Origin of the sequence: Mycetohabitans endofungorum, from assembly GCF_037477895.1 — a bacterium.
In the GTDB taxonomy this organism is placed as follows: Bacteria; Pseudomonadota; Gammaproteobacteria; order Burkholderiales; family Burkholderiaceae; genus Mycetohabitans.
Window position 1 is genome coordinate 2521812 of the sequence record NZ_CP132744.1, and the last position, 25622, is coordinate 2547433.

The 25622-nt window shown below is 62.2% G+C and carries 30 protein-coding genes and 2 pseudogenes; 1 reads left to right on the forward strand and 31 read right to left on the reverse strand.

Annotation, left to right across the window (positions count from 1 at the left end; all coding sequences use genetic code 11):
- Positions 1–90 precede the first annotated feature (90 nt).
- The 4 genes from RA167_RS11035 to RA167_RS11050 all read right to left on the reverse strand — a co-directional run bounded on the left by RA167_RS11035 (position 91) and on the right by RA167_RS11050 (position 4081).
- The gene (locus tag RA167_RS11035; RefSeq protein ID WP_076785574.1) at positions 91–840 is read right to left on the reverse strand and encodes a cytochrome c1; all 750 of its coding nucleotides are present in this window, start codon (positions 838–840) and stop codon (positions 91–93) included.
- Positions 841–872: 32 nt separating this feature from the next.
- Positions 873–2258, reverse strand: coding sequence for a cytochrome b (locus tag RA167_RS11040; protein ID WP_076785575.1), 1386 nt, complete (start codon positions 2256–2258; stop codon positions 873–875).
- Entirely contained in the window at positions 2259–2879 is a 621-nt protein-coding gene (gene petA, locus RA167_RS11045) for a ubiquinol-cytochrome c reductase iron-sulfur subunit (protein ID WP_076785576.1), read from the reverse strand.
- 455 nt (positions 2880–3334) lie between these two features.
- Positions 3335–4081, reverse strand: coding sequence for a Nif3-like dinuclear metal center hexameric protein (locus RA167_RS11050; RefSeq protein WP_076785578.1), 747 nt, complete (start codon positions 4079–4081; stop codon positions 3335–3337).
- 19 nt (positions 4082–4100) lie between these two features.
- Between RA167_RS11050 and RA167_RS11055 the strand changes: the two genes are divergently transcribed.
- Positions 4101–5303, forward strand: coding sequence for a Do family serine endopeptidase (locus RA167_RS11055; protein ID WP_076785579.1), 1203 nt, complete (start codon positions 4101–4103; stop codon positions 5301–5303).
- Positions 5304–5357: 54 nt separating this feature from the next.
- Here RA167_RS11055 and tatC read toward each other — a convergent pair whose 3' ends face one another.
- The 27 genes and pseudogenes from tatC to RA167_RS11190 form a co-directional block, all read right to left on the reverse strand.
- Complete coding sequence (gene tatC / locus RA167_RS11060; protein WP_076785580.1) at positions 5358–6140, reverse strand: twin-arginine translocase subunit TatC; 783 nt, start codon at positions 6138–6140, stop codon at positions 5358–5360.
- A 45-nt stretch (positions 6141–6185) separates the two neighbouring features.
- A complete protein-coding gene (tatB, locus tag RA167_RS11065; RefSeq protein ID WP_076785581.1) occupies positions 6186–6713 on the reverse strand; it encodes a Sec-independent protein translocase protein TatB in 528 nt (175 codons plus the stop codon).
- A gap of 33 nt (positions 6714–6746) precedes the next feature.
- Entirely contained in the window at positions 6747–6980 is a 234-nt protein-coding gene (tatA, locus tag RA167_RS11070) for a Sec-independent protein translocase subunit TatA (RefSeq protein ID WP_076785582.1), read from the reverse strand.
- Positions 6981–7013: 33 nt separating this feature from the next.
- Complete coding sequence (locus RA167_RS11075; RefSeq protein ID WP_076785583.1) at positions 7014–7376, reverse strand: histidine triad nucleotide-binding protein; 363 nt, start codon at positions 7374–7376, stop codon at positions 7014–7016.
- Positions 7377–7400: 24 nt separating this feature from the next.
- Positions 7401–7802, reverse strand: a complete 402-nt coding sequence (locus RA167_RS11080) for a DUF4870 family protein (protein WP_076787473.1) — start codon at positions 7800–7802, stop codon at positions 7401–7403.
- A gap of 29 nt (positions 7803–7831) precedes the next feature.
- Positions 7832–8236, reverse strand: coding sequence for a phosphoribosyl-ATP diphosphatase (locus tag RA167_RS11085; protein WP_076785584.1), 405 nt, complete (start codon positions 8234–8236; stop codon positions 7832–7834).
- A 17-nt stretch (positions 8237–8253) separates the two neighbouring features.
- Positions 8254–8655, reverse strand: coding sequence for a phosphoribosyl-AMP cyclohydrolase (gene hisI / locus RA167_RS11090; RefSeq protein ID WP_076785585.1), 402 nt, complete (start codon positions 8653–8655; stop codon positions 8254–8256).
- The gene (hisF, locus tag RA167_RS11095) at positions 8655–9428 is read right to left on the reverse strand and encodes an imidazole glycerol phosphate synthase subunit HisF (protein WP_076785586.1); all 774 of its coding nucleotides are present in this window, start codon (positions 9426–9428) and stop codon (positions 8655–8657) included. Before hisF ends, hisI begins: the two co-directional genes overlap by 1 nt.
- A gap of 84 nt (positions 9429–9512) precedes the next feature.
- Positions 9513–10262 (reverse strand): 1-(5-phosphoribosyl)-5-[(5-phosphoribosylamino)methylideneamino]imidazole-4-carboxamide isomerase, encoded by a 750-nt coding sequence (hisA, locus tag RA167_RS11100; protein ID WP_076785587.1) that lies wholly within the window; start codon positions 10260–10262, stop codon positions 9513–9515.
- Between the two features lie 312 nt (positions 10263–10574).
- Entirely contained in the window at positions 10575–11216 is a 642-nt protein-coding gene (gene hisH / locus RA167_RS11105) for an imidazole glycerol phosphate synthase subunit HisH (RefSeq protein ID WP_076785588.1), read from the reverse strand.
- A 107-nt stretch (positions 11217–11323) separates the two neighbouring features.
- Positions 11324–11494, reverse strand: a pseudogene (locus RA167_RS11110) (MarC family protein); the annotation flags it as partial.
- Positions 11495–11581: 87 nt separating this feature from the next.
- Complete coding sequence (hisB, locus tag RA167_RS11115) at positions 11582–12169, reverse strand: imidazoleglycerol-phosphate dehydratase HisB (RefSeq protein WP_076785590.1); 588 nt, start codon at positions 12167–12169, stop codon at positions 11582–11584.
- A 48-nt stretch (positions 12170–12217) separates the two neighbouring features.
- Positions 12218–13288, reverse strand: a complete 1071-nt coding sequence (gene hisC / locus RA167_RS11120) for a histidinol-phosphate transaminase (protein WP_076785591.1) — start codon at positions 13286–13288, stop codon at positions 12218–12220.
- A gap of 40 nt (positions 13289–13328) precedes the next feature.
- Entirely contained in the window at positions 13329–14651 is a 1323-nt protein-coding gene (gene hisD, locus RA167_RS11125) for a histidinol dehydrogenase (protein ID WP_076785592.1), read from the reverse strand.
- A 30-nt stretch (positions 14652–14681) separates the two neighbouring features.
- Positions 14682–15407, reverse strand: a complete 726-nt coding sequence (gene hisG / locus RA167_RS11130) for an ATP phosphoribosyltransferase (RefSeq protein WP_076787478.1) — start codon at positions 15405–15407, stop codon at positions 14682–14684.
- Between the two features lie 173 nt (positions 15408–15580).
- Positions 15581–16834, reverse strand: a pseudogene (gene murA / locus RA167_RS11135) (UDP-N-acetylglucosamine 1-carboxyvinyltransferase); the annotation flags it as partial.
- 114 nt (positions 16835–16948) lie between these two features.
- Positions 16949–17188 carry a BolA family protein gene (locus RA167_RS11140; RefSeq protein WP_076785593.1) on the reverse strand — a complete coding sequence of 80 codons (240 nt, stop codon included), beginning with the start codon at positions 17186–17188 and terminating at the stop codon, positions 16949–16951.
- Positions 17189–17266: 78 nt separating this feature from the next.
- Complete coding sequence (locus RA167_RS11145; protein ID WP_076785594.1) at positions 17267–18022, reverse strand: ABC transporter permease; 756 nt, start codon at positions 18020–18022, stop codon at positions 17267–17269.
- Positions 18019–18945, reverse strand: a complete 927-nt coding sequence (locus RA167_RS11150; RefSeq protein WP_076785595.1) for an ABC transporter ATP-binding protein — start codon at positions 18943–18945, stop codon at positions 18019–18021. Before RA167_RS11150 ends, RA167_RS11145 begins: the two co-directional genes overlap by 4 nt.
- Before the next feature lie 180 nt (positions 18946–19125).
- A complete protein-coding gene (locus RA167_RS11155) occupies positions 19126–19401 on the reverse strand; it encodes an STAS domain-containing protein (protein WP_076785596.1) in 276 nt (91 codons plus the stop codon).
- Entirely contained in the window at positions 19398–20036 is a 639-nt protein-coding gene (locus RA167_RS11160; RefSeq protein WP_076785597.1) for an MlaC/ttg2D family ABC transporter substrate-binding protein, read from the reverse strand. Before RA167_RS11160 ends, RA167_RS11155 begins: the two co-directional genes overlap by 4 nt.
- 99 nt (positions 20037–20135) lie before the next feature.
- On the reverse strand, positions 20136–21188 hold the full coding sequence (locus tag RA167_RS11165; RefSeq protein WP_076785598.1) for an MlaA family lipoprotein: 1053 nt from the start codon (positions 21186–21188) through the stop codon (positions 20136–20138).
- A gap of 11 nt (positions 21189–21199) precedes the next feature.
- Complete coding sequence (gene mlaD / locus RA167_RS11170) at positions 21200–21748, reverse strand: outer membrane lipid asymmetry maintenance protein MlaD (RefSeq protein ID WP_076787480.1); 549 nt, start codon at positions 21746–21748, stop codon at positions 21200–21202.
- 86 nt (positions 21749–21834) lie between these two features.
- Complete coding sequence (gene mlaE, locus RA167_RS11175) at positions 21835–22602, reverse strand: lipid asymmetry maintenance ABC transporter permease subunit MlaE (RefSeq protein ID WP_076785599.1); 768 nt, start codon at positions 22600–22602, stop codon at positions 21835–21837.
- Positions 22603–22605: 3 nt separating this feature from the next.
- Positions 22606–23451, reverse strand: coding sequence for an ABC transporter ATP-binding protein (locus tag RA167_RS11180; RefSeq protein WP_076785600.1), 846 nt, complete (start codon positions 23449–23451; stop codon positions 22606–22608).
- Between the two features lie 127 nt (positions 23452–23578).
- Entirely contained in the window at positions 23579–24703 is a 1125-nt protein-coding gene (thiE, locus tag RA167_RS11185; RefSeq protein ID WP_076785601.1) for a thiamine phosphate synthase, read from the reverse strand.
- Positions 24700–25557 (reverse strand): thiazole synthase, encoded by an 858-nt coding sequence (locus RA167_RS11190; RefSeq protein WP_076787482.1) that lies wholly within the window; start codon positions 25555–25557, stop codon positions 24700–24702. The genes thiE and RA167_RS11190 overlap by 4 nt, the downstream gene beginning before the upstream one ends.
- Positions 25558–25622: the final 65 nt, after the last annotated feature.

The following is a 25622-nucleotide window of genomic DNA, read 5'->3' on the forward strand; positions in this document are numbered from 1 at the left end:
ACTTTCCTCAAAAAACCGAAGGGCCCGTGCTGAGAAGACCACCCCATGCCGGTCTTCTTCGCTGCCAGCCCCACACCGCTAACGGTGTGTTTACTTGATATCTTTCCAGTACGCGGCGTTGAGTCTCCAGGCGCACAGGGTCAGCACGCCGAGAAACAGCAGCACCCACACGCCTATGCGCTCGCGCGTTTTGCGTGCCGGCTCTGACATCCAGGCAAGGTAGGAGACAAGGTCGGCGACAGACGAATCATAGTCTATCGGCGCAAGCGTCCCGTTGGTTACCTGGGTAAAGCCGTCGAACTGGTGCGTCACCTCACCGTTCTCACCTTTATGTTCAATGAATTTCGCGTCGCGCACGCCCTGCAGTTGCCACAGTACATGGGGCATTCCGACATTCGGGAACGCGAGGTTGTTCCACCCAGTCGGCCGCGTTGGGTCGCGATAGAACGTGCGCAAGTACGTGTACAACCAGTCCACGCCTCGCGCGCGCGCCTCGAGCGACAAGTCTGGCGGCGCGACGCCAAACCACTCCTGCGCATCGGCCGGGCGCATCGCAACGGTCATCGTGTCACCGATCTTGCCGCCGCTAAATAACAGGTTGTCCTCGATTGCCTTGTGCGAAATGCCGATCGACTGCAGCTTGCTATAGCGCAGCATGCTCGCGCTGTGGCAGCTCAGACAGTAGTTCACAAACAACTGCGCGCCATGTTGCAGCGACGCGAGATTGTTGGTGCGGTCCGGCGCGCGATCGAGAACGATATCCTCCTCGGCACGGGCCACGCCCAACGTGGCAGCCAGCGCCGCTATCAGCAGCGCAAGTATCGAAAGCCATTTCTTCATCGGTATTCTCCGTTCGCGTCCGATTCCCGCGTTCAATGCGGCTTGAAGGTCACGCGCTCGGGCGGCTGCTTGAATGTGCCCAGGCGAGTCCAGAACGGCATCCCAAGGAAGAATGCGAAATACACTAGCGTGCAAGCCTGCGCGATCACGGTCGCGGCCGGGGAGGGAGGCCGCGTGCCGAGAAAGGCCAGTGTCAGAAAGACGACGACGAAGATCCCATAGAAGAATCGATGAAAGCCCGGACGATAGCGGATGGATTTGACCGGGCTACAATCGAGCCACGGCAGGAAAAACAGCGTGAGAACGGCGCCGCCCATGACGATAACGCCCCAGAACTTGGCCTGGGTGCTGATCATCGCGAGGATCACGAGCACGGCAGCCACGACCGAGCCAATCTTCTTCACCCCCCCGCGGGCCTTGATCAAGCCAAGCACGCCGAGCAACCCGGCTACGATCATCAACACGATCTTGAAGTCGTCCGTCGTCGCGCGCAGCATCGCGTAGAACGCGGTGAAGTACCAGACCGGTGCAATTTCGGTCGGCGTCTTGAGTGGGTCGGACGGCACGAAGTTGTTCGCCTCGAGGAAATAGCCGCCCATCTCGGGTGCGAAGAAGATGATCGCGCAGAACACGAGCAGAAAGACGCAGACGCCAAAAAAGTCGTGCACCGAGTAGTACGGATGGAACGGGATGCCATCCAGCGGAATGCCGTTTGCATCTTTCTTGGCCTTGATCTCGATGCCATCGGGGTTGTTCGAGCCGACTTCATGCAGCGCGATGATGTGAACAACGACCAGACCGATCAGCACCAGCGGAATCGCGATCACGTGAAACGCAAAAAAGCGGTTCAACGTGACATCCGATACGACGTAGTCGCCACGGATCCACAGCGACAGGTCCGGACCGATGAACGGAATTGCGGAGAATAAGTTCACGATGACCTGCGCGCCCCAGAACGACATCTGGCCCCATGGCAACAAATAGCCGAAGAACGCTTCGGCCATCAGGCACAGGAAGATCAGGCAGCCGAAGATCCACACCAGTTCGCGCGGCTTGCGATAGGAGCCATACAGCAGCCCCCGGAACATATGTAGATAGACGACGACGAAAAACATCGATGCGCCGGTCGAATGCATGTACCGAATCAGCCAGCCCCACGGCACTTCGCGCATGATGTACTCGACCGACGCAAACGCCAGCTGCGAGTCGGGCTTGTAGTTCATCACCAGGAAGATGCCAGTGACGATCTGGATCACCAACACGAGCAGGGCCAGTGAGCCGAAGAAATACCAGAAGTTGAAATTTTTTGGCGCGTAGTACTCGGATACGTGCGCCTTCCAGGTGGAACTCAGCGGAAAGCGGCGATCGATCCAGCCGAGCAGGCCCGTGCCTTCATCAGGATTGTCCGTCGTCGCCATTTACGCCTCTCCCTTCTCGTCCTGGCCAATCACGAGCTGCGTGGCCGTCTTGAACATGAACGGCGGTACATCGAGATTTTGCGGTGCGGGCTTATTCTTGAACACGCGGCCGGCCAAGTCAAAGGTCGAGCCATGGCACGGACACAGCCAACCGCCCGGCCAGTGGGCCGGCAGGTTCGGCTGGGGACCTGGCGAAAAGCGCGGGCTCGGCGAACAGCCCAGGTGCGTGCAGATGCCCACGAGCACGAGGATGTTCTTGTGCTCCGGACGGGAGCGGTATTCGTTCTGGCAGTACTCGGGGAGCGGGATCGAAAAGGGATTCTGGGTATGCGGATCGGCGACCTCGCCATCGGCCTTGATGACCTCGGCCAACATCTGCTCGGTACGATTGATGATCCACACAGGCTTGCCGCGCCATGCAACGGTCATCATCTCGCCGGGTTTCAGCGCACTGATGTCCACTTCGACCGGCGCGCCTGCGGCCCTGGCCTTTTCGGACGGTGCCAGCGATGCAGCAAACGGCACCAGGGTTGTCATGCTCCCCACTCCACCTGCTACTGACGTCGCTATCAGCCAGGTACGGCGGCTGCCATCGACGCGATTGTCTTCCTTGTCTCGCATCACACGCCCCACTTCTTGGTTGGACTCCAGTCTTCCTTCGGCTCTCCACTTATAGTGTGCGGGAATGTAGCCGCCATTTACAAGCCTTGGTTACAGCCTGCCGCGTAAAAGCTTGCTACGCAAGGGTTTGGCGACACCGATTCGCACAGCGCGACATCTAGAATTAAGCAAATACTTAACAAAATCACAAAATCGACGCCGCGCGGGATCCGCGGGCGCGGCGACTGACGCACACTCCATGGTAGGCTCAACCCGGCGGTGTGATGTGTCTGGTGCGGGGACGTGATGTGCCGAAGGCGAGCGACGCGGTCTGCGGCGGTGCATACATACCACCCCTGGCACGGCACGGCACGGCACGGCACGGCACGGCACGGCACGGGTGCGACAATACGCCGCATCATTCGCTCCTCGCCGATGCATGCGAGTTTGCCGGTGCAGATATCGACGCAGCCCAACTAGACCGGATTATCGATGTCGATAAACAGATGTTCCAAGCCGAATGTGTCGGCCAAAAGGGCCCCGATGGCCTGCACGCCGTAACGTTCGGTCGCATGGTGGCCGGCCGACACATACGCCACGCCAGACTCCGCCGCCAAGTGGGTGGTGGGCTCGGATACTTCACCGCTTAGGTAGACATCGGCACCGGCCCGAATCGCATCGTCGAAATAGCCTTGCGCGGCGCCGGTGCACCACGCAACACGGCGCAACTTGCGATCGGGATCGCCGAGCACGAGCGGCGCGCGCCCAAGCGTATTGCCGACCTGTGCGGCCAGATGCGACAGCGACGTGGGCATCGGCAGCGTGGCGATGAAGCCGAGATCATTGTCACCGAACCGTGCGTCGGCCAGCCAGCCCATCCGCGCACCGAGTTGCGCGTTGTTGCCCAATTCCGCGTGAGCATCCAGCGGCAGATGGTAAGCCAACAGGTTGATGTCATTCTGGATCAGAAGGCGCAGTCGCCGATACTTTTGGCCCGTGATTTGCGGCGCTTCGTTCTTCCAAAAATACCCGTGATGTACGAGCACCGCATCAGCTTTCCAGTCGATCGCCGCCTCGAGCAACGCCGCGCAAGCGGTCACGCCGGTGACCACCCTCTCGATCCGGCGACGGCCCTCAACCTGCAAGCCGTTGGGGCAATAGTCCCGGAACCGCGACGTTTCGAGCAACCCGTTCAAGTACAATTCAAGTTCATTTCGATCCATGCAGGCCCCATAAGTTCAAATGCTTAGACGCTTTTGGCTGTTCTTTGCGCAGGCGGTGACGGTACTGCTCGCGTTGATGTTCATCGTCGCGACGCTCAAGCCGCACTGGCTGCAGCGCCAAGGTAACCTCGGGCAACAGCTGGCGTCCCCGATCGTCGCGCTGCAGGAGGTCGCCCCGGGCATCGCGGGCCGCGGACTGGTCACATCCTATGCAGACGCCGCCCAGCGCGCAATGCCGGCGGTGGTCAACGTATTTTCCAGCAAGGACGGCGCTCAGATGCCGGATCCGCGCGCCAATGACCCACTGTTCCGCTATTTCTTCGGCGATCGCAATTACGAGCGAAAACGCCAGGAGCCCGCGTCCAACCTCGGCTCCGGCGTCATTGTGAGCTCGGAGGGCTACATTCTAACGAACCAGCACGTGGTGGACGGCGCCGACGAGATTGAGGTTGCGTTGGCTGACGGGCGCACGGCGAACGCGAAAATGATCGGCGTGGACCCGGAAACGGATCTGGCGGTGCTCAAGATCAATCTACCCAATCTGCCAACGATTACGCTCGGACGGATGGAGAATGCGCGCGTGGGCGACGTCGTGTTGGCGATCGGCAATCCGTTCGGGGTCGGCCAGACAGTGACGATGGGCATTATCAGCGCGCTTGGACGCAATCACCTAGGGATCAACACGTTCGAGAACTTTATTCAGACCGATGCGCCGATCAACCCGGGCAATTCCGGCGGCGCACTGGTCGATGTGAACGGCAACTTGCTCGGCATCAATACCGCGATTTATTCGCGCAGCGGTGGCTCGCTGGGAATCGGCTTTGCCATTCCAGTGTCCACGGCGCGCAGCGTGCTTGAGAGCATCATCACGACGGGCACGGTCACGCGCGGCTGGATCGGCGTCGAGCCTCAAGACGTGACGCCGGAAATCGCGGAATCGTTCAGTCTGCAGCAAAAATCGGGAGCGATCGTGGCGGGCGTGCTGCGAGGCGGACCGGCGGACAAGGCCGGTATCAAGCCGGGCGATATCCTCGTGAAGGTCAACGATGAGGACATCACCGACACGACAAGCCTGCTCAACGTGATCGCGCTGATTCAGCCCGGCACGGTCGCGAAGGTGCACCTGTGGCGCAAGTCGCACGAAATGGACATCGACGTGACGATCGGCAAGCGCCCGCCGCCACCCAAGCAAGCGCTGGACAACGGCGACGACGATGAGTGACGGGTGGCGCCGCGCGGCGCTCAGCAGAAAGGGGCGCACGACCCGCCCGCGCCGCTATTTTGCCTCTTCGCTTCGGGGCTCGCTGTCCGGCTGTCCCGTGACCAGCAGCCGTGCCGCAATGATCCCGAGTTCGTATAGCACGACCAGCGGCACCGCGAGAATGAGTTGGGAGAAAACGTCGGGCGGCGTCACGATGGCGGCGACCACGAACGCGCCGACGATTACGTACGGGCGCACTTCTTTGAGCTTCTTCACCGTCACCCAATTCAGCTTCGCGAGCAGCACGACGACGATCGGCACTTCGAATGTCACGCCGAACGCGATGAACATTGTCAACACGAAGCTCAGGTAATTGTCGATATCCGTCGACATCTCGGCGCCGAGCGGCGCATTGTAGTGCGCCATCACGCGGAAGACGGTCGGAAAAACGACGAAATACGCGAACGCCATCCCGCACAGAAACAGCACATAGCTGCTCGAAACTAGTGGCACCACAAGCTTTTTCTCATGTTGGTACAGGCCCGGCGCAATAAACGCCCAGATCTGGTACAGCACCACCGGCAACGCAATCACGAACGCTACCAGCATCGTCACCTTCATTGGCACGAAGAACGAGCCTGTGACGTCGGTGACGATCATCTTGCCACCTTTGGGCAGGTTCGCCATCAGCGGATGAGCCAGCAACCGGAAAATGTCCGGCGCCCAATAGACCAGCGACACGAACACTACCAGCACCGAGACGGCGGCGCGGATCACTCGCGTGCGCAACTCGATCAAATGCGAAATAAACGTTTCTTCGGTGTCTGGTTTCTGCGGATTTTGCGGAGCTTCGCTCACAGCGGCCTGGGACGGAGAAAAAAGTGGACAGGAAACGGTATCGGATCACAGGAAACGGATCGGACGCCGCAAGTTGGGCGGCGTATGCCGCGCCACGCGGGCCGCGCCGGACTGTACACGGGTACGGCGTGCGGCAACCCGTTTGTACCACACCGGCGTCGCCGTGCGCTGGACTCGCCAGTTTTTGCGCGATGAGGTCCGCCCCGCTCCACTGTACGAGTCGTGCCAAATCGAATTCGGCGTGCCGGTGCCGACACCTTGCTCGGCACTGTCCGTGCTCAGGCCGGTGCCGTCACGCCAAGCATCAGTCAACTCGGTTTGCGCCTGCTGCACGTGCTCGTGAATCGAGGTTTGCATATCCCGCGCGGCATCTTCGAAATCGGATTTCATCTTGCGCAACTCGTCCAACTCGATCTCGCGCATCACCTCCGCCTTGACGTCGTTCACATAGCGCTGGGCACGGCCGAACAATGCGCCCGCAGTGCGCGCCACACCGGGCAGCTTCTTCGGGCCGATCACGATCAGCGCCACGACGCCGATCAGCGCCATCTTGCTAAGGCCTAAGTCGAGCATGGCGGGGAGCCAGACAGCGCACGAGCTGCGCGCTCAACGCGCATCGCGCGAACCGGCCTTCTCCTTCGCGTCGACATCGATCGTATCGGAGCGTGGCAGTTCCTTGTGCGGGTCGGTGCTAGCCTCTTTCGCGTCGCGCATACCTTCCTTGAAGCCTTTGATCGCACCGCCGAGGTCGCTGCCGATGTTGCGCAGCTTTTTCGTGCCGAACACCAACGCAACGATCAACAGCACGACCAACCAGTGCCAAATACTCAATGAACCCATAAAAACTCTCCGATTTCGAATGCGTGCGGTGTATCAGCCCATCCTCAACCACGGCCGCGGGCCGGCCAGGATATGCGCGTGCAGGTGGTAGACCTCCTGCCCGCCGCCCGGCCCGGTGTTGATCACGGTCCGGAAACCGGTTTGCCCGCCGGTGTACGCGCAACCCAATTGCTCGGCCAGGCGCGCCACTAATATTGCCATTCTACCAAGCAGCGGTGCATCTTCTTCCGTGCAATGGGACAGTGTTTCGATATGTTTTCGAGGAATGACCAGCACGTGCACGGCAGCTGCCGGCCGCAGATCGTGGAACGCGACGAATTCGTCGTTCTCGAACACCTTTTTGCTCGGCAACTCGCCGCTGGCAATCTTGCAAAAGATACAGTCGGATTGCGTCATATCACGTCTCCAGTCAGCCCACCGTCATGCCGCCGCCCGCACCGGCAACGGCTTGTTGTCGTTCAGATACAGCCATCCCTTGATGATCCGGTAAAGTACCCAAACGCCGGCGGCGAACCAGATGGCGAAACCGATCACAATCACCATCGTGACGAAACCCACGCCGCCCCACACCAATCCCCACCAGAAGGTGCGAATCTGCCAATCGAAATGCGCGGCGTACGGCGTGTGGGCGACATCGTCACGCTTGACGTAGTTGACGATGACAGCAATCAGGGCCGACACGCCGCCAGTGAACCACACCAACGCGTAGAGCGCGTACAACAGATGGGTAAGCGTTCTGAGCGAGCGCAGCCGCTGTTCGTCCAGCGGCGCACGCTGGGCCATGCGCACCGCACGCTCGTTGTCATCTAACGGATCATTCATCGCATCGCTCCGCAGCACTGCCGCATGGCTCAATCACCATCCTGTTCGCGCTCGCGCCGCTTGCGCAACGCCTTTTCCTCAATGCCCGATAGGCCCTCGCGGCGTTGCAGTTCGGCCAGCACGTCATTGGGCCCGACACCATAATGCGACAACATGACAAGACAATGGAACCACAGGTCGGCCACCTCGTTCACCAGCGTCGCGCTCGAGCCCTCGTGGCGCGCGTCCTTGGCCGCCATCACAACTTCGGTGGCCTCCTCGCCGATCTTTTTCAGAATCGCGTCGTCGCCCTTGTGGAACAGTCGCGCGACATAAGAGGCTTCGGGATCGCCCCCCTTGCGGCCGTCAATCGTCGCCGCCAGCCGCAACAACACGTCGCGCGGGGTGTCGTTCACGTCCCGCGCACGCCTGGCGTCAGCCGTCCCGTACAGCATAGGTTGAGTAGGGTGGGTCATGAATAGATGCTTTCCGGATCCTTCAGGACGGGGGCGACCGATATCCAGCCGCCGTCGTCCACGGTGCCTTCAAATTTCTGAAAAAAACACGAATGCCGGCCGGTATGGCAAGCAATGCCGGATACCTGCTCGACCTTCAACAGCACGACATCCTCGTCGCAGTCCAGCCGCACTTCGCGCACGTGCTGCACATGGCCGGACGCCTCGCCCTTGAACCACAGTTTGTTACGCGAGCGGGAAAAGTAGACGGCACGCCCCAGCTCGATGGTCTTGGCCAATGCTTCGCGGTTCATCCACGCGAACATCAATACATCGTTGCTCGACGCTTCCTGCGCGATCACCGGCACCAGGCCGTTCGCGTCCCATTTCACCTTGTCCAGCCAGTCGTTGCCGTCCATTACTGCCTCACTGCAATGCCACGTTCGGCCATGAACTGCTTCGCGTCGCCGACCGTGTATTCGCCATAGTGGAAAATGCTGGCAGCCAATACCGCGTCCGCACGGCCATCGGTGACCCCGTCAGCCAGATGCTGCAGCGAGCCCACGCCGCCCGAGGCAATGACTGGCACCGACACCGCGTCCGATACCGCGCGCGTGAGCGCCAGATCAAATCCACTTTTGGTACCGTCCCGGTCCATGCTGGTCAGCAAGATCTCGCCGGCTCCGAACTGCGCCATCCGACACGCCCATTGTACGGCGTCAAGCCCAGTCGCCTTGCGGCCACCGTGCGTAAACACCTCCCAACGTGGCGCCTCATGCGAATCGCCGACCTGCTTCGCGTCAATCGCAACGACGATGCACTGCGAACCGTAGCGCTCGCTTACGTCGCGGACGAACTGCGGATTGGCCACCGCGGTGGAATTGACACTGACTTTGTCAGCGCCTGCGTTGAGCAGCCGCCGTACGTCCTCGACGGTGCGCACGCCACCGCCGACCGTCAGCGGGATGAACACCTGCGCGGCAACCGACTCGATGATCGGCAGGATCAAGTCGCGCCCGTCGGACGTCGCGGTAATGTCCAGGAACGTGAGTTCGTCAGCCCCCTGCTCGTCGTAGCGCCGCGCGATCTCGACCGGATCGCCGGCGTCGCGCAGTTCGACGAAATTGACGCCTTTGACGACCCGTCCGGCGGTCACGTCAAGACACGGAATGATGCGTTTCGGTAAAGCCATGAAAGTAGGTGCTGAAAAGTGAAACGCGTGGGGCCAGCGCGACGGCGGCGCCCGGGCAGCCGACCCACGGCGCGCGCCGCAGCCTCAGGCGCTGGACTCGCGCAGCGAATCGGCAAGGTTCTGCGCAGCCGTGAAATTGAGTTCGCCGGAATAGATCGCGCGCCCACAAATCACACCCTCGATCCCCTCGTCCTCGACGGCGCACAGCGCGTCGATGTCGGCCAGGTTAGACAGCCCGCCACTGGCGATCACCGGAATCTTGACCGCCTGCGCGAGACGCACGGTCGCTTCGATGTTGATTCCCTGCAACATACCGTCGCGGCCGATATCGGTATAGACGATCGCCTCGACGCCGTAATCCTCAAACTTGCGCGCCAGGTCGATCACCTCGTGCCCGGTCAGCTTGCTCCAGCCGTCCGTGGCCACTTTGCCGTCCTTCGCGTCCAGCCCAACGATGATATGGCCGCCGAATGCACTGCACGCATCCCGCAGGAATCCCGGGTTCTTCACCGCGGCCGTACCGATGATCACATACGACAGTCCATCGTCCAGGTACCGCTCGATCGTATTGAGGTCGCGAATCCCGCCACCGAGCTGCACAGGAATCTCATCACCGACCTCGGCGATGATTGAGCAAATCGCATCTTCGTTCCTCGGCTTGCCGGCGAACGCGCCGTTCAGGTCGACCAGATGAAGCCGACGCGCACCGTTATCCACCCAATGACGGGCCATGGCCGCCGGGTCCTCGGAAAAGACCGTCACCTGGTCCATATCGCCTTGCTTCAGGCGCACACATTGACCGTCCTTGAGGTCGATGGCCGGGATGAGCAACATAACTATCGCGTGTCAGTCTGGAGTAAGAAATTCATTGGGCTGCCACCACGTTGCGGTGTGACGGCAGGTCTTTGCTAGTTTAGTACAAGTTGTAAGGCGGCCCCGGCCGGCGCACGACCCAGTGCCGAAGGCTGCGCGCCACCGAACACCGAACACCGAACACCGAACATCGGATACCGGATACCGGATACCGGATACCAGATACCAGATACCAGATACCAGATACCAGATACCAGATACCAGATACCAGATACCAGATACCAGATACCAGATACCAGATACCAGATACCAGATACCAGATACCGGCAATCATCATGGATCCCACCGGACAAAATTGCGATACAGCCGCAACCCCACTTCCGCGCTTTTTTCGGGATGGAACTGCGTGGCAAAAATGTTATCCCGTGCTACCGCGGACGTAAACGGCGCGCCGTACACGGTTTCACCCACGGTGTCAGACGCGTCGTCGGGTACCACATAATAGCTGTGCACGAAATAGAAGAAGCTCTGGTCGGCGATGCCATCCCACAGCGGGTGGAACCGAGTCTGCCGCACCCGGTTCCAGCCCGTCTGCGGCACCTTGAAGCGCGAGCCGTCGTCCTGCAGCTTGCTACCCAGTTGAAAACGCATGCACTTGCCGCCCAGCACGCCCAGGCCCTTCGTATCAGCCTCCTCGCTCCAGTCGAACAGCATTTGCTCGCCCACACACACGCCCAGGACCGGCTTAGTGCGTGTCGCCTCCAGCACCGCGTCCTGCAGCCCCGAGGCGGCCAGCGACGCCATGCAATCGCGCATCGCCCCTTGTCCGGGCAGCACCACGCGATGCGCGGCGCGCACCTTGTGCACGTCGCTAACCACTTGCACGTCGGCCTGTGGTGCGGCGTGCAACATCGCCTGCCAGACCGAGCGCAGGTTGCCCATTCCGTAGTCGACAATCGCTATCGAAGTTTTCATGCAGACCCGCTTCTGATACACATCCTTCCCAAAACCGCGCGGGGTGGTCGCGCCACCCGCCCCGCGCGCTGTTCGCCTGCTACCTGAGTACCGGTAGCAGTATTTTCAATCAGTTCGAGCAACTCGCACCAGTAGTGCGACTTGTTCGCATACACGATGACGGTACTGATCGTCCCCGGCCCCGTCAGCAACGGAATCGCCAGCGGCAAGACGGCCACGCTGTTCTTCACCTTGGCCTCATCGCGCTCCTCGGCGGTGCTGCGCGCGTTGCCCAAGCGACGCCATCGAAATGCCGAAGAAAGAGATAATGTGCTCGCCGGCCTGATCTCCGGCAACGCGCGGTTGAGCAACGGTGGCAACGTGTTCTACAGGCTGCCCTTGGTTGACGGGATCTGTCCAGCCGCGCGCTCATCGATCTCGGCGGCCATGCGCAGCGCCCGGCCGAACGCTTTGAACGCGGTCTCGACCTGGTGATGCGCATTCAAGCCGCGCAAGTTGTCGATATGCAGCGTGACGCCGGCATGATTGACGAAGCCGCGGAAAAACTCGATCGTTAGATCGACATCGAAGTTGCCGATCCGCGCGCGCGTAAACGGGATATGAAACTCCAGTCCCGGGCGTCCAGAAAAATCAATGACGACGCGGGACAATGCTTCGTCCAGCGGTACGTACGCGTGACCGTAGCGGCGAATGCCCTTACGGTCACCGATCGCCTTGGCGACAGCCTGGCCCAGCGTAATGCCGGTGTCCTCGACCGTATGGTGGTCGTCTATGTGCCAGTCGCCGAGCGCGTTGACCTCGAGATCAATCAAGCCGTGGCGGGCAATTTGATCCAGCATGTGATCGAGAAACGGCACCCCGGTGTTCAGCTTTTGCTGGCCGGTGCCGTCCAGATTGACCTTGACCCGGATTTGCGTTTCGCTCGTGTTGCGCACGACTTCCGCAATACGCATGAATATTCCTGAAAATGGCGGAAAAGTTAAACGGCGACTCGCATGCGATCAAACCAGCACATTGCTCAACGCAGCCAGCAATTGTGCATTCTCATCCGGCGTGCTGACCGTGATCCGCACGCACTCAGCCAGCAATGGATGCATTTTACTCACGTTTTTGATCAGAATCCGTGCACCGAGCAACGCGTCGAACACCGCAGCGGCATCTGGCACGCGCACCAGCAGGAAGTTCCCCGCACTCGGAAACACGTGAGCACCAGGCAACGCGCCGATCGCCTCGGCAAGTCGCGCCCGCTCGGCACGCAACTCAGCGGCCTGCGCATCGAGCACTTCTAGGTGATCGAGCATAAAATCGACGGTCGCCTGCGTCAGCACGTTGGTGTTGTAGGGGGGACGCACCTTGTCGAGTTCGTTGATCCAGGCTGGCAAACCGACCAGATAGCCGAGCCGGATACCGGCCAGGCCCAGCTTGGAGACGGTGCGCATGACCACCACGTTGTCGAACTCGCCGGCTCGCGACATCCAGCTGCGCTGCGCGAATGGTTGATATGCTTCGTCGATGACCACCAGCGACCGGTTGGCCGCGCGCACGACCCGCTCGAGATCCGCGTCGTCAAACAGCGTGCCGGTCGGATTGTTCGGGTAGGCCAGATAGATCACCGCGGGCTGGTGCACAGCAACGGCCTCCAGCATCGCGCTCCCATCCAGCGTCAGATCGGCATTCAGCGGCACACCCACGAATTCCAAATGGGCGAGCTTGGCCGACATCGCGTACATCACGAAGCCGGGCACCGGCGCCAGGAGCTTGGCACCCGGCTTCGCGCACGCGGTCGCGATCAGGCTGATCAATTCGTCCGACCCATTGCCCAGCAGCACGTCGCAATCAGCCGGCACCTGCATCGCGCGCTTGAGCTTGTCCAGCAGCGCGCCGGGCCGCGGCAACGGGTAGCGGTTCAACGCAACCTGTGCGAGCCGCTCGCCGAGCCGGTCCGCAAGCGGCCGCGGCAGCGCGTAGGGGTTTTCCATGGCGTCCAGCTTGATCAAGCCGGCGGCATCCGGTACCGGATAGCTCGTCATCGCAAGCACGTCCGCGCGAATGATGTCCTGGGGTATCGTCATAGTCTGGTATCCAAGCTGTCCCGCCTGCCCGCCAGTGCGGTCAGCCGCCGGTCTTCATCCGATACTCAGCGCTGCGCGCGTGCCCCTGCAGGCCCTCACCATACGCGAGTTCCGCGGCAATTTCACCCAGCGTCTGCGCCCCTTCGGGGCTCACTTCAATCACGCTCGAGCGCTTCAGGAAGTCATACACGCCCAACGGCGACGAAAAGCGTGCGGTACGGGAAGTCGGCAGTACGTGGTTCGGGCCCGCACAATAGTCGCCGAGGCTCTCGCTCGTGTAACGGCCGAGGAAGATCGCGCCAGCGTGGCGAATGTGCGGCACCCATTGATGCGGCTCGAGCGCCGATACCTCCAGGTGCTCCGGCGCAATATCGTTGGCGATCGCGCATGCCTCGGCCATGTCTCGGACCTTAATCAGCGCGCCGCGATTCTGCAGTGAACGGGTGATCACGTCGCGCCGCGGCATCGTCCCAATCAGCTGGTCAATCGCCTCCTCGACGCGCCGGATGAATACGGCGTCCGGACACAATAGGATCGACTGCGCGAGTTCGTCGTGCTCGGCCTGCGAAAATAGGTCCATTGCGACCCAACGCGGATCGGTGGTGCCATCGCACAACACCAAGATCTCCGATGGGCCGGCGATCATGTCGATGCCGACCGTGCCGAACACTCGTCGCTTGGCGGCGGCGACGTAGGCATTGCCCGGTCCGCAGATCTTGTCCACGGCCGGGATCGTATCCGTACCGTATGCGAGCGCGCCGATGGCCTGGGCGCCCCCGATGGTCAACACCCGGTCCACGCCGCCAAGCAGCGCAGCAGCCAGCACAAGGTCATTGGCCACGCCGTCCGGCGTCGGCACTACCATCACGATCTCGCGCACGCCGGCCACGCGCGCCGGAATCGCATTCATCAGCACCGACGACGGGTAGGCGGCCTTACCGCCGGGCACGTACACGCCGACGCGGTCTAGCGGCGTGACCTTTTGGCCGAGCACCGTGCCATCCGCCTCGGTATACTGCCAGCTGTGGCTGCCGCATTCGATTTTTTGCTTGTCGTGATACGCGTGCACGCGTGCCGCCGCCGCCTCTAACGCTGCCCGGCGCTTGGGTTCCAGCGCATCCAGTGCCGCCTGTAGCTGGGCAGCCGGCAATTCCAGGGACGCAACGCTGTCCACGTCCAGCCGGTCAAAACGCTTCGTATATTCCAGCACAGCGGCATCGCCGCGTAATTTGACATCAGCTAAGATCTGCGCGACCGAGCGCTCGATCGCTTCGTCTTCGCTCGCCTCGAATGCGAGCACGGCCGCCAACGCCGGCTTGAAACCGGCATCCGAGGAGTCGAGTTTGCGGATCTTGATCGCCATACGAGTTCCTTGTGTCCCGTGATGCGGGCCTCACACGCCGGGCGTCCCGGTATCTGCGCGGCGCCCGGCCACGGCTTGTGCCCCGCCCTTGCTGGCGCGCTCGAACGCTTCGAGAATGGGCTTGAGTTTTGCACGCTTAAGCTTGAGCGCAGCCTGGTTGACCACCAGCCGCGACGAGATCTCCATGATCTGCTCGACCTCGACCAAGTTGTTCGCACGCAGCGTGCCGCCGGAGCTGACCAGGTCGACGATCGCATCAGCCAGACCCACCAACGGCGCTAGCTCCATCGAGCCATACAACTTGATCAGGTCCACGTGCACGCCCTTGGCCGCAAAATGCTCGCGCGCGCTGTTCACGTACTTCGTGGCCACCCGCAGTCGGGCACCTTGCCGCACCGCATTCGCATAATCGAAACCCTGCGGCACCGCGACTGACAATCTGCAGCGGGCAATGTTCAGGTCGATCGGCTGGTACAGTCCGTCGCCGCCATGCTCGAGCAGCACGTCCTTGCCGGCCACGCCGAAGTCGGCTGCGCCATACTCGACGTAGGTTGGCACGTCGGTCGCCCGCACAATGATCACGCGCAAGCCCGGATCTGTGGTGGGCAGAATCAACTTGCGCGACGACTCCGGATCCTCGGTCACCGTGATTCCGGCCGCCGCCAGTAGCGGCAACGTCTCCTCGAAGATACGGCCCTTGGACAGCGCCAATGTCAACGGCACGCCCGGCCCGACCGGCGCCAACGCGCCCGGCATGTTGGCCGTGGCCGACGTGCTCATGCCACCGCTCCGCGGGCTAAACCGTCCCCTTCGGCAGCGCGTGCCTGCCCGACAGCCTCTTGCGAAGCCACGGCGGCGGCATCTTGCAAGGCCGCTGCTGCGGCGTTTTGCGCGGCATCGCCGCGCGCATCGTCCGTATTAATCGGTGCATTCGCGCTAACACGGCTGACACTCGCGCCCAGCGTGCCCAGCTTGGTCTCCATGCGGTCGTAGCCACGATCGAGATGGTAAATCCGGTCGATCAGCGTCTGCCCGTCGGCCACCAACGCGGCAATGACAAGGCTGGCCGACGCGCGCAGATCCGTGGCCATCACTTTCGCGCCGGACAGCTTGTCCACGCCGGTCACCAGCGCCGTATTACCGTCGATCGTGATATTCGCGCCAAGCCGGTTCAGTTCCTGCACGTGCATGAAGCGATTCTCAAAAATCGTCTCCACCACTTTTGACGTCCCAGTCGCAATGGCGTTCAGCGCCATGAACTGCGCCTGCATGTCGGTCGGAAACGCCGGATACTCGGCGGTGCGAAACGATACCGCACGCGCACGGCCTGGCATCCGCAGGCGGATCCAGTCATCGCCGGCCGACACTTGCGCGCCCGCCTCGCGCAACTTGTCGATGACGGCCTCCAGGATCAGCGGGGTGACGCCGCGCAGCGTGACGTCGCCACCCGTGGCAGCGGCTGCGCACAGGAACGTGCCGGCCTCGATGCGGTCCGGGATCACCGCGTGGCGCGCGCCGTGCAAGCGCGGCACACCGTGCACCACGAGCCGGTCCGTGCCGATCCCGTCGATTTTCGCGCCCATCGCGACAAGCAAGTTCGCCAGGTCGGTGACCTCCGGTTCGCGCGCCGCGTTCTCCAGCACGGTTTCCCCGTCCGCAAGCACCGCCGCCATCAGCAGGTTCTCCGTGCCAGTCACGGTAATCATGTCGGTGATCACGTGCGCGCCCTTCAAGCGTCGCGCCCGCGCATCGATGAAGCCGTGCTCGATCGAGATCGCCGCGCCCATCGCGGTCAATCCCTTAATATGCTGATCGACTGGGCGCGCGCCGATCGCACATCCGCCAGGCAGCGACACTTGTGCATGACCGAAGCGCGCCACCAGTGGCCCAAGCACGAGAATCGACGCACGCATCGTCTTGACCAACTCGTATGGCGCCACCGGCTTGTCGACCTGCGACGCGTCCAGCGTCACTGCGTTGCCGTTCACCTCCGAGCGCACCCCCATCTGGCCGAGCAACTTCAACATGGTTCGCACGTCCTGCAGGTTCGGCACGTTCTCCAGCTGAACCGGCTCCGCGCTTAGCAGGCTTGCGCACAGGATCGGCAACGTCGCATTCTTGGCACCGGACACCGTGATCTCGCCATTGAGGCGGACCCCGCCGTCGATCAGCAATTTATCCATTGATTCGCTTCCGCGTTGTGCGGCCGGCGGGCGCGACGCATGAACCGCCTGGGCCGCTGGGGCGCCGTTCGTCACGCCCAGGTTATCTCGTTTAATTCGCACTCGAATCCTGCTTCATCGATTTTGCCATTCAGTTGGTGTCAGCGTCTTCATGCTCAACGCGTGAATCTCCTCGCGCATGCGTTCGCCCAGCGCCGCATAGACAAGTTGGTGCCGCGCAATACTGCGCTTACCCTCGAATGCCGAGCTGACGATCGTCGCGAAGAAGTGCTGGCCGTCGCCTTCGATGTCGATACGCTCGCACGGCAAGCCGGCTTCAATATATTCCTTGACTTGTTCCGGGGTAGGCAACATCGCAAGTCCCTCTCAGTATGCTTTCAATTGTGGGTCGCGACGCACGCCGGGCGCGACGCCTTGACCGATTCTCATGCTTCAATGACGCAGTTTGTACCCGCTCGCCAGCAAGCGTACCGCCAATGCCGCGACGGCGACGAAAAATCCCCCCACCACTGCTAGACTGGCAAGCGGCGCCACGTCGGACGCGCCGAAAAAGCCGAAGCGAAATCCGTCGATCATGTAGAAGAAAGGGTTCAGGCGCGATACGTGCCGCCACAGGTCCGGCAACGTATGCGTCGAATAAAACACGCCGGACAGGAACGTTAACGGCATGATCAGGAAATTCTGGAATGCCGCCAGTTGGTCGAACTTCTCGGCCCAGATCCCAGCGATCAGGCCCAGCGTGCCAAGGATCGCCGCGCCAAGCACGGCGAACGCGACAATATACAGCGGCGCGGAGAACGGCACCGGGATGAACGCAATGGTTACGACGAATACCCCCAGCCCGACAGTCAAGCCGCGCACGACCGAGGCCAGCACGTAGGCGCAGAACATCTCCCAGTGCGACAGCGGCGACAACAGGGCGAACACTAGGTTGCCGGTGACCTTGGACTGAATCAACGACGACGAGCTGTTCGCAAATGCATTTTGTAACACGCTCATCATAACCAGTCCCGGAATGAGGAAACTCGTGTACTCGACGCCAGGATAGACCTGGACATGGCCACGCAACGCGTGGCCAAAGATAGTCAGGTACAACAACGCGGTCATCACCGGGGCCAGCACGGTCTGGAAGGCCACCTTCCAGAACCGCAGCACTTCCTTATAGAACAGCGTCCTGAAGCCTGTCATGCCAGTCCCTCCACGACCTCGGGCGCATTCATGATCTGCACAAACACGTCTTCCAGATCGGCCTTACGCACGTCGATCTCGTCGAACCGACAGCCGGCCGCACGGCATTGCGCAAGAATCGGCTCCACGTCGTCATACGAGTCCAGCCTCAACAGGTGCTGCCGACCCGCCGGATCGGGCGTGCCGACCGCCAGGGCCCGGACCTGCGCCGGCACCCCACCTGCGCTCACGCGCACGAACAACTGCAGTCCGGTGAAGCGCTGCAGCAACGCACCGGTGCGCTCCAGCGCAACCACCTCGCCACGGCGCAGCATGGCAATGCGGTCGCACAGCGCCTCGGCCTCTTCCAGGTAATGCGTGGTCAACACGATCGTATGCCCTTCGCGGTTGAGCCGCGCGATGAATTTCCACAGCGTCTGGCGCAATTCCACGTCCACGCCTGCGGTCGGCTCATCCAGCACGATCACCGGCGGCCGGTGCACGAGCGCCTGCGCGACCAGTACGCGCCGCTTCATTCCGCCGGACAACGCGCGCATGTTGACGTCCGCCTTCTCGGTCAGATCCAGATTGGCCATCACCTCGTCGATCCAGTCGTCGTTGCGGGCCAAACCGAAATAGCCGGATTGAATGCGAAGGCATTCACGTACAGTAAAAAAGGGGTCGAACACTAACTCTTGAGGCACCACGCCAAGCGCGCGCCGCGCACGCCTGAAGTCTGTGACGACATCGTGGCCCCGCACCGCGATCGATCCTTCGTCCGCGCGCGCCAGACCCGCAAGTATGCTGATCAGCGTCGTCTTGCCTGCGCCGTTGGGGCCGAGCAATCCGAAGAACTCGCCATCCTCGACGGTGAACGACACGCCTTTAAGCGCCTGCAAATCGCGATAGCGCTTCTTGACGTTGTGGATTTCTATGGCTGACATGAGTGTGCGGCGCAACGGCGCCGGCAGAGTTTGCAGACCTGCCCGTGCAGGCTGCGCGGGCGGGCAATGGCCTATCGACGGCCTGGAAAACGCTTGATTATAGGCGAAGTCGGCGGGTCGCCGCGAGGGGGGCCGATTGGCCCCGTGGCCTACGCCGTCACCTGGAACAACGTGACAGCGTCAATGTCGGCGGGACAAAACCAGCGTCTGGACGCCGTAGGCTTGGGCAAGGCTGGCCAATCCGTCGGGCAGGTTCAGGATCGAGAACGATGCCGCGTGACGCACGCGAGCCGCACGTTGCCACGCCAGCAATACCGCCAACGCCGACGAATCGAATTGCTGCAGGCAGGCGCAATCCACGCCGGTCGCGCCGCCGGCGATATGGTTCAGGCCAACCTCGAGCACAGCGTTCGCCGTCGCGAACGTCAGGGCCTGCCCCGTTTCGAAGATTGTCACGATGTGCTCTTGGCCGCGGTGGCCGGCGTATTTTTCTCCGATAGGTAGGTGATCAAGCCATCGATCCCGTGTTGCTGGATCTGTTCATTGAACTGTTGCTGGTATGTTTGCACGAGCCACGCACCGGCGACATTCAAATCATAGACCCGCCAGCCATGGGCGGTCTTCTCCATCCGATAGTCGAGCTGGATCGGCCGACCATTGTTAATCACCGTCGAGCGTACGACGACGTCGGTATCGGTCGGCGCCGCACGCAGCGGCTGATATTGAATTTCCTGATTGCCGACCTGCGACAGCGCCCCGGAATAGGTCCGAATCAGCAGCATCTTGAATTGCTCGACAATCTGCTGCTGCTGTTGCGGCGTCGCGGTGCGCCAGTGCCGCCCCATGACTAGACGCGTCGTCCTCGCAAAGTCGGTGTACGGCAGAATTTTTTGGTTAACAACCTGCGTGATCCGGTCAATGTCGCCGGCTTTGAGCGACGGGTCGGCGCGCACGATGCTCAGCACGTCGGTCGTTACCGATTTCAACAGCCCATCCGGTGTGCCTGTATCAATGGCCGGTGCTTCGGCAAACGAACCGGCACTGAACGACAGCAGCGTGGCAACGACGGGGATCAGTAAAAATTTTTTCATTAACTCAGTCCTATCGATTGTTTCTTTCCGCTATGGTCAACGATCATCGAACATTGGAGCGAATTGCGCAGTTCGAGTTTCCTTCACCGCGAAGCATACTCACCTGAACCGAAGATTCGGGATGCTATAGGGACGGCCGCCGGGTGGAATCATCTGCTGGCTTGGCACGTGCGTCTCCGACGCCAATCGCGCCGCAGCAGCATCCGGCTTGGCCGCGCCGGTCGGCTCCTGCCGTTGTAGGGCCGATGCCCCCTGCGCTGCGTCGGGCTGCGGTGCAGCGGCCGGTACAGGCGGTCGCGTCGCCGCGGGGTGGGCAGGGCCGGCGCCCGCAGTCTCAGCAGCCCCAACAGCTCCGGTAGCACCAACGGCCGCGCCGGCAGCCGGCGCACCTTCGGCGCCAGGCGTCGGTATGCCATCGTCAGTCGGGCCGGTGTCAGCGTCCGATTCATCGTCGTACGCGGGCGGCGGCGGATTGCCATCCGAAATCAGGTACTGGCGCCGTTGCAAATGGGCGTTGCGCACAAACGAGTACTTGTCGAGCGCCGCATTAGACAGCAGGTCGGTCGCACCGAGCAGCGCCGCGCGCGTGCTGACAATGCGCACACCATATAACGTCGTGCGCAGCCAGATCGGACGCATGTAGGCAGTCAGGTCGCCCTGCCAGTCGACCAGCAGGCCTGCCGCGTCGCGCACGGTGCTAGGCCCGAGTAGTGGCAACACGAGGTACGGGCCGGGCGGCACACCATAGTGGCCCAACGTGACGCCGAAGTCCGACTGATGCTTCGGCAACCTGGCCTGGCTGGCAAAGTCGAACAGCCCGCCCAGCCCGAACGTGCTATTGATCGCCACGCGCATGATGTCTTCCGTGCCCGCGGTGATCTTACCTTGCAACAAATTGTTGGCGGCGATATACACATCACCGATGTTCGAGAAGAAGCTCGACACACGATCGCGAACGAATAGGGGCAACGCCCAGTTATAGGCGCGCGCCACCGGCTTCATCGCCACGCGATCCAGCGTGTCGTTGAATTCGAACATCGTCCGGTTAAACCCTTCCAGCGGGTCTTGCTTCGACGGCGTCTTCACCGTTGCACAACCGCCCAGCGCTATCGCAGCAGCCGCGGCCACGACGGTGGCTCGCATCCTTGTCATTGTGCTTCCCCTCAGTGTGCCGTCGCGCTTGCCGGCGCGACTTGGATTTGAGATGCGCCAGGGCTAGCCGCGGCAGGCGCGGCCGACTTGCCCGCACCGGCATCCGCCGCCTTGCTGTACAGGAATTGGCCGATCAGGTTTTCCAGCACGATCGCGGATTGCGTCATCGTGAGCGTGTCGCCATCCTTGAGCAGCTGTTCGTCGCCCCCTGGATCCAGGCCGATATACTGCTCGCCGAGCAGACCCGAGGTTAGGATCTTGGCCGACGAGTCCTTCGGAAACGTGTACTGCTTAAATACGTCGATCGTGACCAGTGCCTGGTAAGTCTGCGTATCGAACCCAATGCTCTGTACGCGGCCCACCGTCACGCCGGCGCTTTTGACCGCCGCGCGCGGCTTCAGTCCGCCGATGTTGTCGAATTTCATCTTCACCGAGTAGGTGGCTTGAAACGACAGCGAACTCATATTGCCAGCCTTGAGCGCCAGGAACAGCAGCGCCACAAAACCGAGCACCACGAACAAGCCGACCCAGAAGTCCAGAGCGTTTTTCTTCATCGTCATCCCATTGGAATAGCTATTACCGCTGCGTGCTACACGGGGATCGCGCACGCAGTCGTGCCGGCACACCATAGCGCCGGGCCCATCCATCAATTGAACATCAGCGCGGTCAGCAGAAAATCCAGCCCAAGTACCGCCAGCGATGCGAATACGACCGTCTTGGTCGTCGCGCGCGACACGCCTTCGGGGGTCGGCTTGGCTTCATAGCCTTGGAACAGCGCGACGAAGGTCACCGCAAAACCGAACACGACGCTCTTGATCACGCCGTTGCCGATGTCCTGCCGCAGGTCGACGCCCGATTGCATTTGGGACCAAAACGAGCCAGGGTCCACGCCGATCAATATCACACCGACGAAATACCCGCCGACAATGCCGACCGCGCTGAAGATCGCCGCCAGGATCGGCATGGCGATCACGCCAGCCCAGAATCGCGGTGCGACGACGACCCGGATCGGATCCACGGCCATCATTTCCATCGCGGTCAGTTGTTCGCCCGCCTTCATCAGGCCGATCTCCGCGGTCAGCGACGTGCCGGCACGTCCCGCGAACAGCAACGCAGTGACCACCGGCCCAAGCTCGCGCACCAGCGATAGCGCGACCAACAGTCCGAGCGCTTGCTCGGAGCCGTAGCGATTCAGCGTGTTGTAACCCTGCAAGCCCAGCACGAAGCCGACGAACAACCCCGAAACAGCGATGATGACGAGTGAATAATTACCCAGGAAGTGGATCTGCTGGGTGACGGTGCGCAGGCGCCGCAGCAATGGGAAGCACTCCAATGTAAGCCGCGCGAACATGCGGGCGCCGTAGCCCGTGCGTGAAAGGCCGTCGAGAACGGCGCGGCCGATCGTGGCGATCATGCGCTACTCTCCTGCGCGCGGCGCGGTGCCGAGACCGAAGTCCGCCTCCAGCGGCGCGCTCGCATAGTGAAAATGAAAGGGACCGTCAGGCGCGCCGTCGATGAACTGCCGCACGCTCGGATCCTGCGACGCGCGCAACTGCGCGGGCGTGCCCTCGGCGAGCACCCGCCCATTCGCAATGAAATATACGTAGTCCGCGATCGCAAACGACTCCGGCACATCGTGCGTCACGAGGATCGACGTGGCGCCGAGCGCGGTATTGAGGGTGCGGATCAGGTTCGCGGTAATGCCCAGCGAAATCGGATCCAGTCCCGCGAACGGCTCATCGTACATCATCAGCTCAGGGTCGAGCGCGATCGCCCGGGCCAGCGCGACCCGGCGCGCCATGCCGCCTGAGACTTCGGACGGCACCAAGTCGCGTGCGCCGCGCAAGCCGACCGCGTTGAGTTTCATCAGCACGAGATCGCGGATCAACTCCTCTGGCAGGTCCGTATGCTCGCGCAGCGGGAATGCGACGTTGTCGAACACCGACATGTCAGTAAACAACGCCCCGAATTGGAATAACATGCCCATTTTGCGCCGCGCCGCGTAGATCGCCTGGGGGCCCATTGCACCGACGTCCTCGCCACGGAACAGCACCTGGCCTCGGTTGGCGCGCACCAGCGCACCGATGAGCCGCAACACCGTCGTCTTGCCGCATCCGGAGCCGCCCATAATCGCAACTACCTGTCCACGCTTGAAACGCATGTTCAGGTTCTGGAGCACGAGCCGTTCAGCGCTGTAGCCGAAAGCAACGTCGCGAAGCTCAAGCAGGATATCGGAGGCAGTTGGCGGCACGTAGGCAGTCATCAAAAGCACGGAACGCGGATTATAGGGCCTAAAGCGGATCTGCCGCCTGAAACCTCCACGTGGACTGTACGCGAGACCGCTTACACGCCACCTTCACGGCGTAGGGCATTGGCAGGCGAGCCCCGCATTATCGGATAAACCCTCTTTGCAACGCAAAGATTGCTTTTTCGACGTCGTGGGCTTGCGTTACCGCGCGCACGACCGCGGCACCGCGCACACCGGTGGCCAGCACATCGCCCAGCGTCTGCAGATCGATGCCACCGATTGCCACGCAGGGCACCACGCCGTCCAGCAGCCGCACGTAGCGCGCGAGTCGCGCAAGCCCTTGCGGCACGCTGGGCATCGCCTTAGTGGTGGTCGGAAACACCGCACCCAACGCGATATAGCTCGGCTTGAAGTGCAGCGCCACCAATATCTCGTAGTATCCGTGCGAGGACAGACCCAGCCGCAGCCCCGCGTGCGCCAACGCACCGAGGTCCGCGCGCAGCACATCCTCCTGGCCTAGATGCACGCCGTATGCGCCTTCGTCCAGCGCCAGTTGCCAGTGGTCGTTGATGAACACGCGTGCGTCATCATAGCGACGTCCCGCCGCAACGGCGCGGCGCACGTCAGCCCGCAGCACGGCTAACTCGCGCAGATCCGCTGCGTCGCCCGCCCCGTCAACCTTGCGGCGCAGTTGCACGGTACGCACGCCGAGCGCTAGCAGCCGCTCGATCCAGTCGGCCGTCGGCACCACCGGATACAGACCGAGCGCGGCCGGGCACACAGCGAACGGCTGCACCGGCGCATCGGGCAACCCCCGCACGCGCGGAAAGCGCGACAAGTCGCACGGCCATGGATCCTGCGCATGCTCGTCGCCCTGCCGCCACGCCAGGGCGAGACACAACGCATCGTGCGGCGCGCAGCCACAATCGATGAACGCGGCGAACGCCGCGATCCAGTCGTCGCAAGGTGCGGCCTCCAACGTGCGAACCGCATCGCCCTGATGCAACCGCATAGCACGCGCCGACGCGTCTAGTACCGTGGCACCGGCAGCCACCCAGCGCGCGGCATCGGCCGCATGCGGCTGTGCATCGGTCGCCACGATCACGTCACCGGGCCCTGGCTGCGGCGGCGGCGCGAGACAGATACGCATAGGCAGGCAGGCGCGCGGCCAATCACCCAGCCGTGCGCGGATCCGCTCGGCCGCCTCCAGCAGTTCGTCTGCGGGCGGGTAAAAAACCTCGCGTCCCCACGGGAAGGGACTGCTCACACCCGCTCATCCGAGGGCGGGACGGCAGCGCCTTCCGGCGTGCGATAGCCGTCCTGGTGCCAGAACGGCATGCCGACCACCGGCGTACTCGCGTGCGCGCTGTCGCGCTCCAGCATCGGCCCGGCTAAGTACGCTTCGCGACCCGCATCCACCGCGTTCGCGAATGCCCGTGCCATCGCCTCGGGCCGCGCCGCCTGCGACACCGCCGTGTTGAGCAGCACGGCGTCGAACCCCCACTCCATCACCTGACACGCGTGCGACGGCACACCCAGCCCTGCGTCGACGATCAGCGGTACGTCCGTCAGGCGCTCGCGCAGCAGCTTGAGCCCATACGGGTTCACCACCCCCTTGCCGGTGCCGATCGGGGCGCCCCACGGCATTAACGCCTCGCAGCCAACGTCGAGCAGTCGCCGCGCGACGACGAGGTCTTCCGTGCAATACGGTAATACCTTAAAGCCGTCCCGCACGAGGATGTCGGCCGCCTCGATCAAACCGACCGGATCCGGTTGCAACGTGTAGTCGTCCCCAATCAGCTCGAGTTTGATCCAGTCAGTCTCGAACACTTCGCGGGCCATCTGCGCGGTCGTTACCGCCTCTTTCACGGCATGGCAGCCGGCGGTGTTAGGCAGCAGCGCGGCACCCCGGCGCTTCAGCGCGTCAAAAAAACCGACGTCGGCGTCGCCCTGCGCGGCCAACTGGCGCCGCAGCGCGACGGTGACCATCGCGGGCCGCGCGGCTACGAGCGAGGCCTCCAGCGCATGCAGCGACGGATAGCGCGACGTGCCGAGCAACAGCCGGCTTGTGAAGGGCTGTCCGTACAGGATCAGCGCGTCGGCGGTGGAATGCGAATTCATCATTATCTCCGTCAATTTCAGTGCCTCATAGGTCAGGTTGTCGGCTCGCGTGGCATGCCGCCAAT